The following is a 17,837-nucleotide window of genomic DNA, read 5'->3' as shown; positions in this document are numbered from 1 at the left end:
GAGCACACAGTTTAGTATGGAAGAACCCAATCTTTCCGGAGAAAGAAATCCTGTTTTCAGTTAGTTCATAAACCTGACAGTTTATTTACAGCAGCTATTCGGCATCGTTACGTAGTTGACCCTGCTCATTATAACCATTTATCAACCTCTAAAATGCTTCACTATGCAACTTAATGCACTTCATTAAGGGGCCTGGCCTATATGGCCCCGCTCTCCTATCCATTTCATTTCTTATCAACCTTATCATTCTTAAACCTCTAAAATCGCCAGAACATGTTTCGAATCAAACATTTGATGCTGCTGCTCATGATGTTATGCAGCACCCTCATTGCTGCCGCTCAGCAAAAAGTGACCGGAAGGGTCACAGATGCGGCAGGAAATGGTATTCCCGGAGTAACCATCCGGATACTGCAATCCAATCGCGGTACCATTGCTGATGTAAATGGCCGTTATTCGCTGGACGCAGCAAACGGCAACACCCTTTCCTTTTCATTTACCGGATACAAAACATACCAGGTAGTGGTAAACGGCACTACGGTAAATGTTACCCTCCAGGAAGACTATGCCAACCTGGATGAGGTAGTGATCACCGGCCTCGCTACTTCTGTAAAGAGAAGTAATCTCGCGAATGCGGTAGCTACTATCTCTGCCAAAGAACTATATGGTGTGGCACCTGCACAAACTTTCGATGCAGCGCTGAGTGGTAAGATCCCCGGTGCATTGATCACTGCCAACTCCGGCGCACCCGGTGGCGGGATCTCTGTAAAAATGAGAGGGGTTACTTCCATCTTCGGTAACTCCCAACCCCTGTATGTAGTGGATGGTGTGTTTATCAGCAACGTGAGCGTTCCTGCCGGTCTGAACCTGATCACTGCTGCAGCCAGTGCCGGTAACCCGCAGAACCAGGATAACCCTTCCAGTCGTGTTGCAGACCTGAACCCGGACGACATTGAGAACATCGAGATCCTGAAAGGAGCTTCTGCAGCAGCTATCTATGGTTCCAAAGCAGCGGCGGGCGTAATACTGATCACTACTAAAAAAGGTTCCTCTTTGGGAAGAACGACCGTGCGTTTCCGGCAGGAAGTGGGTGTGAATGTGGCACGCAAACTACTGGGCGTAAGGCAGTTCACAGAGCAGACTGCATTTGACCTTGGTGGTGCTACTGCCAGGGCCAATTTCATTGCAGCCCGGGATGCCGGTAAATTATACGATTACGAAAAAGAGATGTATGGGGAAAAAGGATTGATATTGAATACCGGCGTGAGTGTGAGTGGCGGAGATGAAAGAACGGGATTCTATTTTTCTGCCAACCGTAAATCAGAAGAAGGGATCATTAAGAACTCCGGTTACCTCAACAATGCGCTGCGCCTGAATGTGGATCATAAACTCACAGACCGCATCAGCGTAGGTTTGCGGTTCGCCTACATGAACACTTCGGCAGATCGTGGTTTAACCAATAACGACAATAACAGTGTGACCTATGGTGTTTCGCTTGCTACCGTTCCCCAGTTCCTGGAATTACATCCGGACGCGCAGGGGAATTATCCCGTGAACCCTAACGCTGCCAATCCCCTGGAAACAAGGGACAAGATGCGGAATAACGAAACCACCAATCGCTTCATCACAGGTGGTGAGATCAGGGCCATGTTACATCAGAATGATAAGACCAATACCAAACTGATCGTACGGGGTGGTATAGACTTCTTCAACCTGAAAACAGAGGCGCTTTTTCCACGCTCCCTTCAATTCATGAAAGGCGGATTGGAAGGTGCTTCCATACAGGGTAATACCAATAACCTGAACACTAACCTGGCTGGCATACTGGTGAATCAATTCATGGCAACACCAGACCTGAACTTCACCACTTCCGTAGGTGCCACATTGGAAACCAGTTACCTGGATAATATCATTTCAACAGCTACCAATCTTATTCCTTCGCAAAGTAACCTGGACCAGGCTTCCAATTCCAACCTGCAGCAGTTCCGTTTAAAGTACCGCGATAACGGTATTTTCGTACAGGAGGAAGTATTGATCATGGATGCGATCACAGCCTCTGCGGGCATACGTTTCGACCGTTCCACCAACAACGGGGATTATAAAAAATACTTCATACTTCCCAAAGCATCCCTATCATGGAACCTTGCCAAGATGCCTTTCTGGAATATTCAGTCCATCAATAGTTTCAAATTGCGGGCAGCGTATGGTGCCGCAGGTAACGTAGCTCCGTATGGCGCACGCTTCCTGGCAGTAACGGCCAGCAATACAGGTCAGCAGCCGGGATCACTCGTGGATACCCAATATGGCAACGAGAATATTGAGCAGGAAAGGCAAAATGAATTTGAAGCTGGATTGGATGTAAGCTTCTTCAACGGACGGCTGAGCCTGGAAGCTACTTACTATAACAAAAAGATCATTGATCTGCTGTTGCGTAGGAACCTGCAGCCTTCCAGCGGATTTGCCCAGCAGTGGGTGAACGGGGGCGACCTGCAGAATAAAGGTATAGAAATAGGTATCAATGCCCTTCCTGTCAACAGGAAAAATGTGCGCTGGAGTACTACCGTTAACTTCTGGAAGAACACTTCAGAAATTACACGCCTTACTATCCCTGCTTTCCCGCTGGGTGCTTTTGGTAATACGCTGGGTAACTTCTTCATTGAGCAGGGAAAATCTGCCACACAGATCATAGGTACACTGGGTACCGGTAAAGGTGTAGGTGTGCTGGGAAATGCAGAGCCTGACTTCCAGATGAGCTTCCTGAACGATCTCACCCTGTTCCGTGATCTGAGCCTGCGTTTCATGATCCACTGGAAACAAGGCGGCGAGAACATCAACCTAACAGAATACCTTTCAGATATCTTCGGCACCTCACACGATTATGATGCAGATGCCAATGGCAATGGTATAAAAGACGGGGTGGACCGTATGACTGCAGCGGGTAAGAACGAAGCAGCCATCCGTGTACAGAACTCATCGTATGTACGGCTCCGTGAGATAGGTTTGTATTACAATATTCCTATCCGGAAGAACAGGTACATACAGGCTGTGAACATTGGTGCTTCTGCCAATAACTGGTTCACTATTACAGACTACAAGAGTTATGATCCGGAGTCTTCCAACTTTGGCAGCAACACACTGTCTACCGCTACAACCCGCGGCAGTACAGGTGTTTCCACCGGTGTGGAAGTAACACCATATCCTGCTTCCAAACGTGCATCACTGCATTTGTCTGTAACCTTCTGATCAACGTGTAACATTAAATCATTGAACCATGAAACATCGTATCAAACTGCTCATTATATGTATCGCTCTGCTGGGGCCACTGGCCTGCCAGAAGGGAGAGATCCCCAACCTGAACACACCTGTTGTGGGCGACCTTGTGAGAAAAGCTACAAAGGAACAACTTGCCACATTGGTAGTAGGGCTCGAATCCGGCACACGGCTAAGTATTGCCACTTATTATGATGGTGTAAGCATCCTGGGCCGTGAGGTCTACCGCTTCTCGGGATCTGAGCCCCGCTGGACAACTGAAATGATGGGTACCGGCGAACTGGATAACAACACCTTCTATACCACCAACCCCTGGACATCCCGCTACCGCGTAGTGCGCCAGGGAAATATCCTCATTGATGCCGCTACTAATTCTGTGGTACTCACTGCAGAAGAAAAGAAAGGATATATTGGTTTTGCCAAAACCATTATGGCTTACCAATTGCTGATGAACCTGAACATGACCTACAGCAATGGTATCCGCACTGATGTAAAAGATCCTGAAAAGCTGGGGCCATTCAAACCTAACCCGGAAGCCTTAGCAGACATTGCGGCTTTGCTGGATGAAGCAAAAGCTGATCTCACCGGCAGTGCAATTATATTTCCGCTATCTTCCGGTTTTACAGGATTCAAAACTGCAGCAGGGCTGATCCAGTTCAACCGTGCACTGGCGGCAAGGGTAGCCGTTTACCGCTCATTGTGGCCCGCCGCATTAACTGCGCTGAATGAATCTTTCTTTGACTTAAATGGTTCCTTTACAAGAGGTATTTCGCATGAATTCTCCGGATCAAGCGGAGACCTGCTGAACCCCCTCTTCCTTCCCCAGAACAGCCCGGGCGAAAAGAGACTGGCGCATCCCTCTTATGCAACAGACATCACACCGGGAGATGACCGCATTTCAAAAGCAACGCTGCGTGCTGATGCACCAACATTGGATAACCTTACTTCCAACAGGGATGTGTGGATTGTTACAACCAATACCTCCTTCTTCCCTATTATCAGGAACGAAGAGCTGATCCTCATTTATGCAGAAGCCAAGATCCAGTCAAATGCAATACCCGATGGTATTGTGGCACTCAACAGGATCCGCATAGGTCATAACCTGCCACCTTATGCAGGCGCCGTTACCCCGGCAGCACTGATCACAGAAATGCTGCGGCAAAGAAGGTTCTCTCTCTTTGCCGAAGGGCACAGATGGGTAGATATGCGCAGGTACAACAGGCTGGCGGAATTGCCGAACACAAGGCCTGGAGATAAAGTGTGGGACAAATACCCGATACCTTTAACAGAGGCGAATTAGAGGTTGTATAGAAAGAAAAAAGCCGCTCCTGTAACGGGGGCGGCTTTTTCAATGCGTTATATCTTTCTTCGTTTCATTTCCGAACGGATCAATCCTAATTCCCGGCCCATCGCTCCGGCGATGGAAGTATTTTCCTGCGCACGGCGGATCAGGTAAGGCACCACATCTTTTACAGGGCCATAAGGCAGGTATTTGGAAACATTGTAACCGGCATGTGCCAGGTTAAAAGTGATGTTATCACTCATACCATATAACTGGGAAAAGCTTACTCCCGGATGATTGTGCGCGATACCTTTTTCATGGAGCAATTGTGCAGCCAACATGCAGCTGTCTTCGTTGTGCGTTCCGATAAAAAGGCCCAGATCGTTCAGGCGGTCCAGGCAGAAACGGATGGCCGTATCATAATCCTGGTCAGCTGCTGCTTTATTGGGTTGAATTGGTGAAGGGTATGCTTCCTCCTCTGCGCGTTTGCGTTCTTTTTCCATGTAAGCGCCGCGTACCAGTTTGGCACCCAGCAGGTAGCCTGCCGCTTTGGCCTTATCATAGGAAGCCTGCAGGAATTCTAATCTGTCATGGCGATAGAGTTGAAAGGTGTTGTACACGATCACCTGTTCTTTGTTGAACAGGCTCATCATTTCATCTGCGAGATCATCTACCGGTTGTTGTACCCAGGATTCTTCCGCATCTATCAGCAAACCTACTTTTCCTTTGGCGGCAGCGGCAGAGATGGTATGGATACGATCATGCACCCGTTTGAACTCTGCCTGCTCTTCTGCAGTTAGTGTTCCTCCTGCATGGATCTTTTCCAGCAGGCCGAAACGTGCAAAACCCGTTACTTTTATGGCTATAAATGGAATATGCTTTTTACCGGTTGCATACTGGATGGCCCTTAAGAACTCCGGAACGGCATTATCGTAATTCTCCTCTCCTTCCACAGCTTCTACACTGTAATCCAACACTACACCTACGCCAAATTTCCCCAATTCTTCTGCTGCCCGTACGGCTTCATCCAGTGTTTCCCCACCGCAAAACTGGTTAAAGATGGTGCTTTTGATGATGCCTTTAATGGGCAGTCGCAGTTTGAAAGCAATAGGCGTGGCAAAAGCGCCCAGCTTTACCAGCCAGGGTTTACCGATATTACTGAACAGGAAATTGGCCCTTTTCAATGCACCGTTTGACATATGCTCAAAGGCAATGGCTGTATTCTCGAATGATAACGATAGCTGCTTTTCCATGGCGGGCAAAGTTAAGGGGATGGGATTGTTCTAACAAAAAAGCCCCTTAACTCATGATAGTTTTCTGACATACCTCCCTATAAATAATAGGGCTAACTAAAAAGTATTGTTACTTTTTAGTTAGCCCTGAAAAAATGAAGGGAAAAATTAGAATATAATTACTTTCCGCCGCAAAAACTTAATCTATTCCCAACCGAAGATCTGCTTCAGGTTCTTATTCAGAATGATCTGATCCTGCGGGATGGGGCGGTAGTAATATTTAGGTTCCACAAAACTGCGTGGCTGGTCTCTGTCGCGGATGAACAGGATGTTGCCGGATGTGCCGTTCTTCAGGTAGAAGTTGTTATCCTTTCCGCTGGCATCTTTCAGGTAGAATTTGGAAAGGGATGCTTTTACACTTTCAGGTAAACCGGCAATAGGTGATTCATCGTTAGGGGATGCGAGGATAGCGATATCAGGTGCTGCATCGCCTGTGATATCCAATGCACCCAGTGCGGGTACGTACATACCACCTTGCTGATCTTCCAAACGTTTACCTGCTTTCCAACGCATCAGGTCTGCGAACCGTTGTCCTTCGCAGGCCATTTCCACTCTGCGTTCCCTGCGGATCTCCAGGATCAGGCCTTTGTTGGCACCGGTTACATCAGGGAACTGAAGCGCCAGGGCATTATCCGGTTGCGCATTGGCTGCTGCCATACTCATAGCAGGCATCTGCACACGGGTGCGGAGCAGGTTGATGGTTTTATCCAGGTCAGCCTGTGTAATGGTTTCCAGCTCTGCTTTTGCTTCTGCATAGATCAGTAATGTTTCTCCAAAACGGAAGGCCGGAAGCCCGGAGTAGTTCAGTACCCATCCCTGCCTTTGTGAAGGATTACGGGGATAGAACTTCACCTGGTCGTAGCCACCCAGGTTGGGTTTGGCGATATAAGGTTTACCATCCAGGTTAGGAGAAAAACCGGGAGGCGCAATGGTTTCAGCCATGCGTGGATCACGGTTGGTAAAGATATCTACGAAGTTCTTTGTATTGTATCCGGGTTGTGCGGTGAAAGGCGTACCATCTTTCATGAGGTAGGTCAATGCAAGGCTGTGGCTCAGCGACCATGTCCATCCTAACGTTACGTGGGTATTGTTCCCTACTCCGAGCGACTGCTGATAATCTACCCACTGGATCATTTCTTTATTACCGCTGAGCGTGAGGCTGCAAAAAAGTGCGCGATAATCCTCTGCTCCCTTTCCTGTATTATGCACCACAAAACGTCCGCTGGTCATCAGCTGATCTGCTGCCCATACCGCCTTTTCAAGGAAACGTTTATGATCGTTGGTGAGGTTCAGTTCAGGATGGTATTTACGCCAGGTACCTTCTGATAGTCCAAAACGTGCCATCAGCGCAAGTGCGGTCCATTTGCTTACCCTGGTGCGGTTGCCTTCGTCCGGTTTAATGTTCTCTACAGCATAGCTAAGATCGTTCAGGATGGAATCTGCGATCAATGCGCGGGGATCCCTTGCTTTATACATGGTTTCATCTGTAGTGGCCAGTGCAGTATTATACCAGGGCACATCAGAATAACGGGCCATCCTATCCATATAGAACCAGGCACGGAAAAAACGGGCGATGCCGATGTAATGTTTGATGGCTGCGGGGTCTCCCTGAGTTTTGCCCACATTGTCCAGCATGAAGTTTATCTTCCGGAGAGTGCCCCAGGTACTCTTATCCCAGCCACCCCATCCGGATACATTCGTTTGATCGATCGTACCACGTACCAGTACATCCACCTCACCGCTGCCGCTGTAGCTGCTGATGTTATCAGAGTTAATATCATCCCAGCCAGCCGATACCTGTCCATAAAAACCGTTGCTGTATGTTTCCAGGTCCTGCGGATTATTAAAGAACACTTCTTTGGTAACATCCGTTTGCGGGAACCTGTCCAGGAAATCCTTTTTACAGGATACTGTTGCTGCTGCGAGCATGCCGAAGTATATACAGAGTTTGATCTTTTTCATAATAATGTTTTTCTTTCCCGATTAAAAATTCAGATTCAGACCGCCGGAGTAAGTTTTCTGGAATGGGTATACACTGCCATCCAATCCTTCCGGATCAAGATTCCCCTTCAGTTTGGTCTTTGTGAAAACGTTCTCTGCGCTGAAATAGAAACGTACCCGTTCAATATGCGCTCTCCTGGTGAGTGATGCAGGTAATGTGTAACCAACAGTGATATTCTTCAGGCGCAGGTAGGCGGCATTCTGCAGGTAAGCAGTTTGTGGCGCACCTAATTCTGAAGCATCTTCTGCGATGTAAGATTTTACACGGGGGAAGTAAGCATTCGGATTTTCAGGGCTCCAGCTATCCAGGTTGAACTTCTGCACATTCGTCCATGGTTGTGCAAATACACCCCAGAAATAGTGATTGCCGGGGTTAGGATACCATTTGCGTTTGCCGATACCCTGGAAGAACACACGAAGGTCAAAGCCTTTCCAGTCACCGCTCAGATCAATGCTGTAAGGCAAGCGGGGACGGTTATTACCAATCACCCTGCGGTCTCCCGGATCATCTACGGTATTCTTTCCGTAATTCACTTTCTTATCACCGTTCAGATCTTTGAACTTCAGATCTCCAACATAAAATTTATATCCCTGGTCATCAGAACCTACAGCTGACTGATCTGCATGGTTCTTCAGTTCGTCTTCATTCTGGAAGAAACCTTCATTCGTTAATCCCCATACTTCCCCAATCTCCTGACCTACATAATAATCGCTCAGCAAACGGGCGGGGTTATCAAACCTGGTGATATAAGCGCGGCTGTCTGCCAGGATAAACCGCAGGGAATAATTCAAAGGTGAATGTGCAACGTTGAACTTATCGCTCCAACGGAGGCTGAGTTCCCAACCTTTTGTTTCAAGATCAGCTGCATTTTGCCTGGGTTCTGTTGTACCGAAAACATTGGGAAGCGTTTTGCCTTTTACCAGCATACCCTTTGTGCGCCTGGTATACATATCAGCATCCGCGCTTAAACGGTTATTGAAGAATACGAGGTTCAGACCATAGTTCATGGTCTGTACTTCTTCCCATGTTAAGGATGCAGAAACTGCACCGGGTTGGCCTACTGCCTGTGGCCTGGCGCCGTCCAGGATCTGACCGATCTGGCCGGAACCCATGGTTGGAATATAGGGATAGTAGATCTCCCTGACACCATCCGTAACAACCTGATTACCTAATGTGCCATAAGAAGCACGGAATTTCAGGAGGTCCATTTTTGCAGCCTGCGCAATGGGTTTAAAGAATTCCTCATTACTCAGCACCCATGCAGCAGAAGCGGATGGGAAGAAGCCCCAGCGGTCTTCTTTAGGGAAACGGGAAGTACCATCGTAACGGCCATTCAGCTCAACGATATACTTATCATTGTAGATATAATTCAGGCGATAGAACAAACCACGCACAGCCCAGTCGTTAATACTGGCAGACTGTGTGATAGTTCCGGTAGCCAGCTGCGGATTAGGTAAAGAAGTGCTGATCAGCCCCTGGCGGGTGGTAGAGAAACTGTTGAGATAACGGTACTCCTGGTTAAACCCTGCCAGCGCCTGTACAAAATGTTTTTTAGCGAAGGTCTTGTGAAAATCCGTATACACGTTGAAAACGTTGTAACGTATAGCATCAGCCCCGTTACGTGCATAGGAAGGATTTGCGCCGGTATATTTCAAAGGCTGGTTAGGACCGTTGTTGTATGGGATGGAAATATCGTATGCATTCACTGTATTATTGGAACGGCGGAAAGTAGCATCTCCTTTAAGGCTCCAGGTATCTTTTATGATGGCGTATTCTCCATTCAGGGTAGCTGTAAATTCATTCAGGTAATTCTTTGAACGTCCGCCATCCTGCAGGCGGCCAAACAAGCTGGCACCATCCTGCGTCCATGATCCGTCAGGGTTGCGGATAACAGAGAGAGAAGGTGTACGGTTCACGTTATGAAAGAAGTCACCATCAATAAATACCGGTGCATTGTAATCACTACTGGAAAATACTGTATTAGCGCCCACTTTTAACCTGTCTGTCAGGTCATAGGTTGCTTTTGCACGGAGGCTGTAACGGTTATAGATATCGTTACCATACTTCAGCTGCCCGTCATAACGATAATATTCACCGGATAAATAGAAAGCGAGCTTATCGTCTTTTTTGGAAATAGAAAAGCTGGTATTGGAAGCCGGTGCGGTTTTGTAATAGGTTTCATCCAGCCAGTTAGTGCTACCGTAATAAGCGTATGCATTAGGGTTATTGGGATCAACGATCACAGCAGGGAGTGAAGGATCTGCGGACCGTTTCTTTGCATACTCTCTTACCGCGTCAGGATATAAATTATACAAAGGTGTACCGGCCTTGTGTTTGTAATCCATTACAATGTATGGGTCCAGTTCCACTTCCGGTACTTTACCCAATGTGCGTATAGCATAGTTCGTATTTACAGCAACGGACAACTTTTTGGAAGCACCGGATTTTGTAGTGATCAATATTACGCCGAATGCAGCCCTGGCGCCATAGATAGCAGCAGAGGCAGCATCTTTCAGCACTGTAACGCTTTCTACATCACTGGGATTGAGGCGGGAAAGTTCTTCTGCGGTAGAAGGGATATTATCCACCAGGATGAAAGGGCCTCCTCCCGTTAAGGAAGTATAACCACGGATATTGAAAGAAGGTTGTGAGGAGATGCGGCCGCTGGTGAACCCGATATTCAGGTTGGGTATCAGCCCCTGCAAACCAGCACCCATATTGGTGATAGGGCGGCTCTCCAAAGCTTTGCCGGAAACCATGTCTACCGCACCGCTGAGGTTGATCCTTTTTTGTGCGCCATATCCAACCACCACTACTTCTGTAAGGCCGCTGGCGCCGGCTTTCAGGGTAGTGTTGTATTCCTGCTGGCCGGCTTTCAGCATTACTTCCTGTGTTTCATGCCCTATATAGGAGAAAACCAGTACCGCATTCTCTGGTACTTCCAGGGTGTATTCGCCATTCGCATTTGTTTGTGTTCCTCTCTGAGAACCTTTTACCATCACAGTAACGCCAGGAAGTACCTGGCCATCGTTATCTGTAACGCGGCCTTTCACAGGGCGTTCTTCCACTGTTTCACCGGCAGGCATGATCACCACCAGTTTGCCCGACAGTACTTTATAAGAAAGGGAAGTGCCGGCCAGTGTTTCTTCCAGCACTTTCAGTACATGCGCATCCTTTACACGGATAGTGATGTTCTTATCCGGTATGGTGACGTTCCTGTACAGAAAGGTGTAATCACTCTTTTTACTCACCAGGTTCAGCAACTTTTTAATGTTGATGTTGCTGTAGTCCAGACTTAATCTTTCCTGCGAATATCCATTTGCGCTCACCTGCATAATAGCAGCCAGCAGCAGGAAGGAAATCATTTTCATACGCAGTAGTATTTTTTTTATTAACTCATCAGGTATGGGTCGTAAAATGCACGAATGATTTTTTTTCATATTTTTGAATTGTCGGTTGAATAAATGAGCCATCCCATGTTTGCGAGACAGGCGGCGAAGTTTTTTTGACCATCAACATTAGGGGGGTGTTAGCGCACTTCCCTTTTTTTATGGCTATCCGTAATGGCGTTTAATTGTTTACATAGGCGTTATTTTAACCAGTTGAATAATGTTACCAGAGCTCTACCGAGCCTGAATCCTTGCTGATCTTATATTTGAACTGCAGCGTGTATTGTAATGCCTCTAATACTTCCGGTAATGGCTTATCATTAAATGCACCGGAGAATACTTCTCCTTTCAGCTTATCATTTTTAATATCTATCCGTACGTTGTACCATCTTTCCAGTTCGTTGGTGAGCTGTTCAAAAGTTACATTCTCAAACTCCAGGCGGCTTTGCATCCAGGCTGGTTCTACAACAGCATCTTCCGGTGCTTCCTGCTCTTTTGGCTTCAGGAGCTGGGTGGCGGCGGCAGGTTGTTTTTCTGTTGCAGACAGGTTGATCACAAAACGTTCCCTGGGTTTCAATTGCGTGCGGTTCTTATTGTAGGCTACTTCCACTTTCCCGCTGATCAGGTATGTTTCCACCCGGTTATCTTCCGGATAGGCTTTCAGGTTGAAAACAGTTCCCAGCACCCGCACCTCCACTTTACCTGTTTTGATCATAAAGGGATGATTTTCATCGGCCTTTACTTTAAAGAACCCTTCTCCGTACAGGGTTACAACCCTATTACCTTTCCGTAATGCCTCCCCGTCGTATTGCAGGCGGCTGCCTGCATTCAGGATCACGGTTGTGCCATCCGGCAGTTGTATTTCCTTCTTTGTTTTGCCATGGGCGGTTTCCACCAGGCTATCCTGGCTCCGGGGCTTTTTGTTTATATATAATAAAACAGACAGGCCTGCAAACAGCACTATGCTCGCCGCAGCCAACCATTTGTACCAGTCCCCCCCTATTTTCCTAACGGGTGGGGCTTCCCCCTCGTCCATCATGGATCCCAGCCTATTCAGGCCCTTTTGTTTGCGCTCCAGCTCATCTGCATCTGGTTTTTCTTCAAATTTGGAAGGAAAGGAAAGTTCTTCTACGATATTAAAAGCATATTGCAGTTCCGGGTTGGCAGACAACAGATCGTCCAGCTCCTTTAGTTCGGCTGCAGTAGCCTCTCCGGCTACCTTCCTGGACATTAGTGTGTAAATTTTTTCGTGCATCTCGTTCATCAGTATTGTTCCTTTTACACCAGAAGGACGGGGGCCTGGTCAAAAATCCCCCAAAGCTTTCAGATTATTTTTTTGCTGTTTAGAATTTGTTAACTTTAGCGTAATGTATGTATGATAAATTGCAGCCGGTATGATTGACACTGCAACCTTATTCAGGAAAATGACGGTAGAAAATGACCAACTTGCTTTCCGGCAGTTTTATGATCATTTTTTTGTGACGTTATTCCGGTTCACCTGCTCTTTAACCAAAGAGCGGGAAATAGCCGAAGAGATTACGCATGATGTATTTGTTCAATGCTGGCAGAAACGCCGGGAATTGACGCATGTACGTAATCCGGCGGTATATCTTTTTGTAGCTGCCCGTCATCGCGTGGTAGATCATATGCGCAAACAATCTTCCAACCGGAATGTGCAACTCTCTGAAGAAGAGGACTATGAGGTACATCTTACACCGGACCCGGAGCAGTTGCTGATCACCAATGAAATGATGGGGAGAATGGAAGAGGCTATATCAGCCTTACCACCTAAATGCAGAGAGGTATTCATCTTAGTGAAACAATATGGATTGCGTTATAAAGAAGTAGCCAGCATCTTAGATCTGTCCGCCAAAACTGTAGAGAACCAATTAGCGATCGCCTTACGCAAACTTACCAAGGCTATCAGTTTCACGCTGGAAATGGAGGTATCCAGGAGAGTAAAGATATAGATTTCCCGATTTTTACTATATTGTAAGCTGGACGGACAGTTACACCAAAATCCTTTACTCCACATTAATGAATGCAGCGAATAAGCAATTCCGGCGGCCGAGGCTTCCACTGTATATGAAAAAACGACGCAACTGGCAACCTGTTGCCCTGGCGTTGATCATGGTGATGCTTATAGCGTCCGGTGTGCTGTATTACACAGCCAGCCGTCATCACACCAGTTCTTCCATATTGGAAACAGGCCGGCAATATACTGTTTATCAATGCCCTTACGGCGAAAGGAAAACAATTACGCTGGCAGATAGTACCACGGTATTACTCAACTCACGTTCAAGCCTTTATGTACCTGCTGATTATCCGAAATCAGGGCGTAACGTGATCCTGGATGGAGAAGCGTTCTTCCGTGTACACAACATGGGCAATGAAGCATTTGTACTCACTACAGATAAACTGAAAACCGTTTCTGCTGAAGGTACCTTCCGGATGCGCTCCCTGGAAAAGCAGTCCGGCGCTACCTTTTACCTGTTAAGCGGCGCAGCATTGGTAACAAAATCCTACCACTCCACTACAGATAATCAACCGGAAAACCTGCTGGGAGGGGAAATGATCCTGGCTAACAAGGATATAGACCTGATGGAAAAAGAAACTTTTCCACTGGCAGAACAGCAGGACTGCCTGGAAGGCAAACTCGTATTCAATAACACACCGGTGCATACGGTGTTCAAAAAGATAGAAGACTGGTTTGGGGTGGAAATGGTGGTGCAGGGCCGGGACACCCCACCACAGGGCATTTCAGGTGTGTTCCACAGTGATTCTCTTCAGGATATGCTGAAGGCGCTGGGAGATAGTGTGGATTTCAGTTACCGCATCACACGGGAGAAAGTGGTGATCAGGTTTTAAAAAGACATTGCTTTATAGAAAAAGCCGCCTCGCAATGAGGCGGCTTTTTCTTTTATTCAAACTCCCGTTCTTCCACGGGCAGCTTTCGTATGAAGTTATCAAAACCATCTCCTTCAAAATCACTGTACATGCCGTATGCATTAATAATATAGCCGATGAGGCCATATTGATTTTCCAGGAGGTACAGCACCGCGGAGTCAGAAGGATTGGAATCTCCTTCAAAACGGTAGGTTCGGATGATCTTCAGGCCTTCCTGGTCATACAACTGGCCGTTGTTCACATATTCCAGCCGTCCGTCTTCCATGAACCTGAATTCGTTATCGTAACCACGTTCTGCGAGTACTTCCAGTACACGGCTCAGTGTGGTCATTCCTTCCGGTTTTGTTTCCATATGGGTAACATTTAACTGAGTGATGCACCTGCTTTTTTCAAGAGTGCCAGTGTTTTACGGATACCTTCGTCTTCAGAATCTTTTGCACCTTCATACTCAATCCCGATGTATCCGGTGTAACCGGCATCTTTTACGATCTTCAGCATTTTATTATAATCTGTTTCTATGCAATTGCCTTCTGCATCAAAATCGTGTGTTTTGGCACTTACCCCTTTTGCGAAAGGCATCAGTTCCAATACACCTTTGTAACGATCATATTCTTCGAGGCAGGTGGTTTTAGCCCATGCTTCAGGACTGGCATCCACAGGTTTGCTGCGGTTGATGCAGAAGTTCCCGAAGTCAGGCAATGTACCAAGGTTAGGATTATTCACGGCTTTCATTACATCACTCAGCCAGATACCATTGGAGGAATAACCACCATGGTTCTCTACGATCACGCCGATGTTAAAGTCTTTGGCAAAAGCAGCGAGTTTGCCAAGGCCATCTGCTGCATGTTTAGCTACTTCTTCTGCTTTACCGGTACCGGCAGCATTCACACGAATGGAATGGCAACCCAGGAACTGTGCTGCTTCCACCCATTTGTAGTGATTCTCTACTGCCTGTTTGCGGAGCTTTTCATCACTGTCTCCCAGCTCACCTTCTCCATCGCACATAATGAGTACGCTGCGTACGCCATTATCATCTGCGCGTTGTTTGAGATCAGCCAGGTAGGTTTTATCTTTTGCTTTGTCTTTAAAGAACTGGTTCACGTATTCAACACCGGTAATTCCGAAATCGTTCTTTGCTTTTGCGGCAAAGTCCAGGTTGGTCATTTTGCCGCTGAAGATGGCGTTGTGGTAAGACCATTCTGCGAGAGAGATCTTGAAGAACAGGTCTTTTGCAGTACCGGCGCCGGCTGCGCTGTCTGCTTTTGCAGAATCTGCGCCGGAGTTGGTGCCTGCGCTGTTACAAGCTGTCAGAAAAGCGGGTCCTAAAGTTGCGCCAGCGGTAAAAAGTCCCAGCTGCCGTAAAAAATGTCTGCGGTTCGTGGATGATGACATGGATCAATAGTTTGGATTAGGTAATGATTTCATAACAGTGATGAATAAACGCTTAACGCTTAAAACGTGGAAGCATATAACAAAGTACTGAAAAAACTTAAAACTTCCGCCTCAGGATTGTTCCTGCAACCAGAAATAATAATTCATCACCATCCTGATCTCTCCGTAGCTAAAGTTTTCACCCAACCATTCTTTAATAGGGCCTACGGCATATCCGCCTGCTTTTTCCACGGCCTGGAGAATGGTTTGCACCCGTTGCCCGTCCGGCACCACTTCCCGGATATCCAGTTCCCCTTTGCGTACAAATTCAGCCAGGTGGCTTTCTATGGTACTTTGGGCCAGGTTACGCCTGGCGGCTATCTCTTCTACAGCGTTGCCCTCCAGGAATAGTTCAAGGCTCTGGCGCTGACTGCTCCCTGCATCTGACTTAACGGATTTACGGGCTTTTTGTTTGGGTGCTTTCAGCTGCATCTGCGTTTTTAATCCATGACGGATGCAATAGGTTTGCACCGCATCCAGGAAGGCCTCCCCGTATTTGGCCAGTTTCGCATCCCCGAAGCCGGAGATCTTTGCAATATCTGTGGGTGTTAACGGCAAATAGGTAACCAGCTCTGCGAGCGTGGCATCAGAGAATACGATATAAGGGGGTACATTATCCCTGTCCGCAAACTGGCGGCGGAGCTGTTTCAGTTCCTGGAATAATACCGGGTTATCTGTTTCTGCGGATTGTTTGGTGGGAGCCGGGGCTGCCGTTTGTGTGGCTTTGGCAGGTACGGTGAGCATCACGTTCTCTTCTCCTTTTAATATCCGCCAGCTGATATCTGTTAATTGCAGGATAGGGTATTCTCCTGCAGATTGCCGGAGGTAGCCCATTTGCATGAGTTCCCTTCCGTATTGTTTCCATTGTTCTTTGGTGATATCCTTCCCTATGCCGTAGGTTTTGATCTCCTTGTGCACTTCTTTGATGGTGGCGCTGCCCCGAAGGAAATCCACCACGTAGTTCATGCCAAACCGCTCCTGCAAACGGTAAACGGCACTGAGGAACTTCTGGGCAATAATGGTACCATCGGCACGTTCAAACTGGCCCAGGCAGATATCGCAATTGCCACAATGGTCCGGCGCTTCTTCTCCAAAATACTGCAGGAGATACTGCCGGCGGCATTGGCGGGTTTCTGCAAGGCCGGCCATCTGGTCCAGCTTTTTCAGCATCACGGCTGTTTGAGCCTCATTACCTTCTACGCTGGCGAACTTTTTCATTTTGAACACATCCCCCGAGCTGTAATACAGGATGGCTTCACTGGCCAGTCCGTCCCTTCCGGCACGGCCTGTTTCCTGGTAATAGCCTTCTATGTTCTTGGGTAGGTCTGCATGCACCACAAAACGCACATTGCTTTTGTTGATACCCATGCCAAAGGCAATGGTGGCTACCATGATGCGTACTTCATCCCTCAGGAACTGTTCCTGCCTTTCTTCCCGCACATGACGGTCCAGCCCGGCATGATAGGCAGCAGCAGCATACCCGTCTCCCTGCAGGTTAGATGCCAGGGTTTCTGTGGAAGCACGGGAAAGACAGTATATGATACCACTGTCTTCTTTATGCGCTTCCAGGTAAGCAGTCAGTTCATCGTAATGATTCTTTTTAGGGCGGATGCTATAGAAGATGTTCGGCCTGTTGAAAGAGTTTTCGTAGACCGTATAGTTCTTCAGGTTAAGTTTTTCGATAATATCCTGTTTGGTTACCCCGTCTGCTGTGGCCGTAAGGGCAATCACCGGGATGTTCGGGAACCTGTCTTTCAGCTGGCCCAGCGTCAGGTATTCCTGCCGGAAGTCATGGCCCCAATGGCTGATGCAGTGAGCTTCATCCACCGCAAAAAGGGATACGTCCAGCTCTTCCAGGAACTGCATGAAATTGCCCTCCCCTACCAGGCGTTCCGGCGCCAGGTACAGGAGTTTCAGCCGTTTTTCCCGTAGCAGGCGGATAATGATCTGCTGCTGGGCAACGGATTGTGTGGAATTGAGGAAGGCAGCCGGGATACCGTTCTGCGTAAGGGCATCCACCTGGTCCTTCATCAAAGCGATCAGGGGGGAAACTACGATGGTGACTCCGCCCAAAGCAAGCGCAGGAAGCTGATAGCAGATGGATTTACCACCGCCGGTAGGCATTAATACCATGGTATCTTTGCCCTGAAGCACATTTTCGATGATAGCCTGTTGGTTATGACGGAAATGTGTATAGCCGAAATGATGCTTTAACAGAGTTAACAATGATTGTTGCATAGATATTACCTCGAAGCGGTAAAGATAGA

The 17,837-nt window shown here is 47.6% G+C and carries 11 protein-coding genes; 4 read left to right on the top strand and 7 right to left on the bottom strand.

All coding sequences use genetic code 11. The features are described from left to right. Positions 1–273: 273 nt before the first annotated feature. On the top strand, positions 274–3,240 hold the full coding sequence (locus BUR42_RS00450) for a SusC/RagA family TonB-linked outer membrane protein (RefSeq protein WP_074237176.1): 2,967 nt from the start codon (positions 274–276) through the stop codon (positions 3,238–3,240). A 28-nt stretch (positions 3,241–3,268) separates the two neighbouring features. Continuing rightward, complete coding sequence (locus BUR42_RS00445; protein ID WP_074237174.1) at positions 3,269–4,567, top strand: RagB/SusD family nutrient uptake outer membrane protein; 1,299 nt, start codon at positions 3,269–3,271, stop codon at positions 4,565–4,567. A gap of 56 nt (positions 4,568–4,623) precedes the next feature. Here BUR42_RS00445 and BUR42_RS00440 read toward each other — a convergent pair whose 3' ends face one another. The 4 genes from BUR42_RS00440 to BUR42_RS00425 form a co-directional block, all read right to left on the bottom strand. After that, positions 4,624–5,802, bottom strand: coding sequence for a proline dehydrogenase family protein (locus tag BUR42_RS00440; protein WP_074237172.1), 1,179 nt, complete (start codon positions 5,800–5,802; stop codon positions 4,624–4,626). Between the two features lie 183 nt (positions 5,803–5,985). Continuing rightward, positions 5,986–7,803 (bottom strand): RagB/SusD family nutrient uptake outer membrane protein, encoded by a 1,818-nt coding sequence (locus BUR42_RS00435; protein ID WP_074237169.1) that lies wholly within the window; start codon positions 7,801–7,803, stop codon positions 5,986–5,988. A 21-nt stretch (positions 7,804–7,824) separates the two neighbouring features. Next, complete coding sequence (locus BUR42_RS00430; RefSeq protein WP_200798194.1) at positions 7,825–11,214, bottom strand: SusC/RagA family TonB-linked outer membrane protein; 3,390 nt, start codon at positions 11,212–11,214, stop codon at positions 7,825–7,827. 241 nt (positions 11,215–11,455) lie between these two features. Then, positions 11,456–12,463, bottom strand: coding sequence for a FecR family protein (locus tag BUR42_RS00425; RefSeq protein ID WP_074237166.1), 1,008 nt, complete (start codon positions 12,461–12,463; stop codon positions 11,456–11,458). 163 nt (positions 12,464–12,626) lie between these two features. Here BUR42_RS00425 and BUR42_RS00420 point away from each other — a divergent pair, with 163 nt between their 5' ends. Beyond that, positions 12,627–13,202: an RNA polymerase sigma factor gene (locus tag BUR42_RS00420; RefSeq protein WP_074237164.1), complete on the top strand. Its 576-nt coding sequence runs from the start codon at positions 12,627–12,629 to the stop codon at positions 13,200–13,202. 115 nt (positions 13,203–13,317) lie between these two features. After that, positions 13,318–14,100, top strand: coding sequence for a FecR family protein (locus tag BUR42_RS00415; protein WP_159442185.1), 783 nt, complete (start codon positions 13,318–13,320; stop codon positions 14,098–14,100). Between the two features lie 52 nt (positions 14,101–14,152). On the opposite strand, the gene BUR42_RS00410 is transcribed toward BUR42_RS00415, so the two are convergent. The 3 genes from BUR42_RS00410 to recQ form a co-directional block, all read right to left on the bottom strand. After that, on the bottom strand, positions 14,153–14,491 hold the full coding sequence (locus BUR42_RS00410) for a hypothetical protein (RefSeq protein ID WP_074237160.1): 339 nt from the start codon (positions 14,489–14,491) through the stop codon (positions 14,153–14,155). A gap of 11 nt (positions 14,492–14,502) precedes the next feature. Continuing rightward, positions 14,503–15,531 carry a sugar phosphate isomerase/epimerase family protein gene (locus tag BUR42_RS00405; RefSeq protein WP_074237158.1) on the bottom strand — a complete coding sequence of 343 codons (1,029 nt, stop codon included), beginning with the start codon at positions 15,529–15,531 and terminating at the stop codon, positions 14,503–14,505. 111 nt (positions 15,532–15,642) lie between these two features. Then, positions 15,643–17,808: a DNA helicase RecQ gene (gene recQ / locus BUR42_RS00400; RefSeq protein ID WP_074237156.1), complete on the bottom strand. Its 2,166-nt coding sequence runs from the start codon at positions 17,806–17,808 to the stop codon at positions 15,643–15,645. Between the last annotated feature and the right edge of the window lie 29 nt (positions 17,809–17,837).

It is taken from the genome of Chitinophaga niabensis, assembly GCF_900129465.1.
GTDB classification, from domain to species: Bacteria; Bacteroidota; Bacteroidia; order Chitinophagales; family Chitinophagaceae; genus Chitinophaga; species Chitinophaga niabensis.
This window is presented reverse-complemented; position numbering and strand designations above follow the sequence as displayed.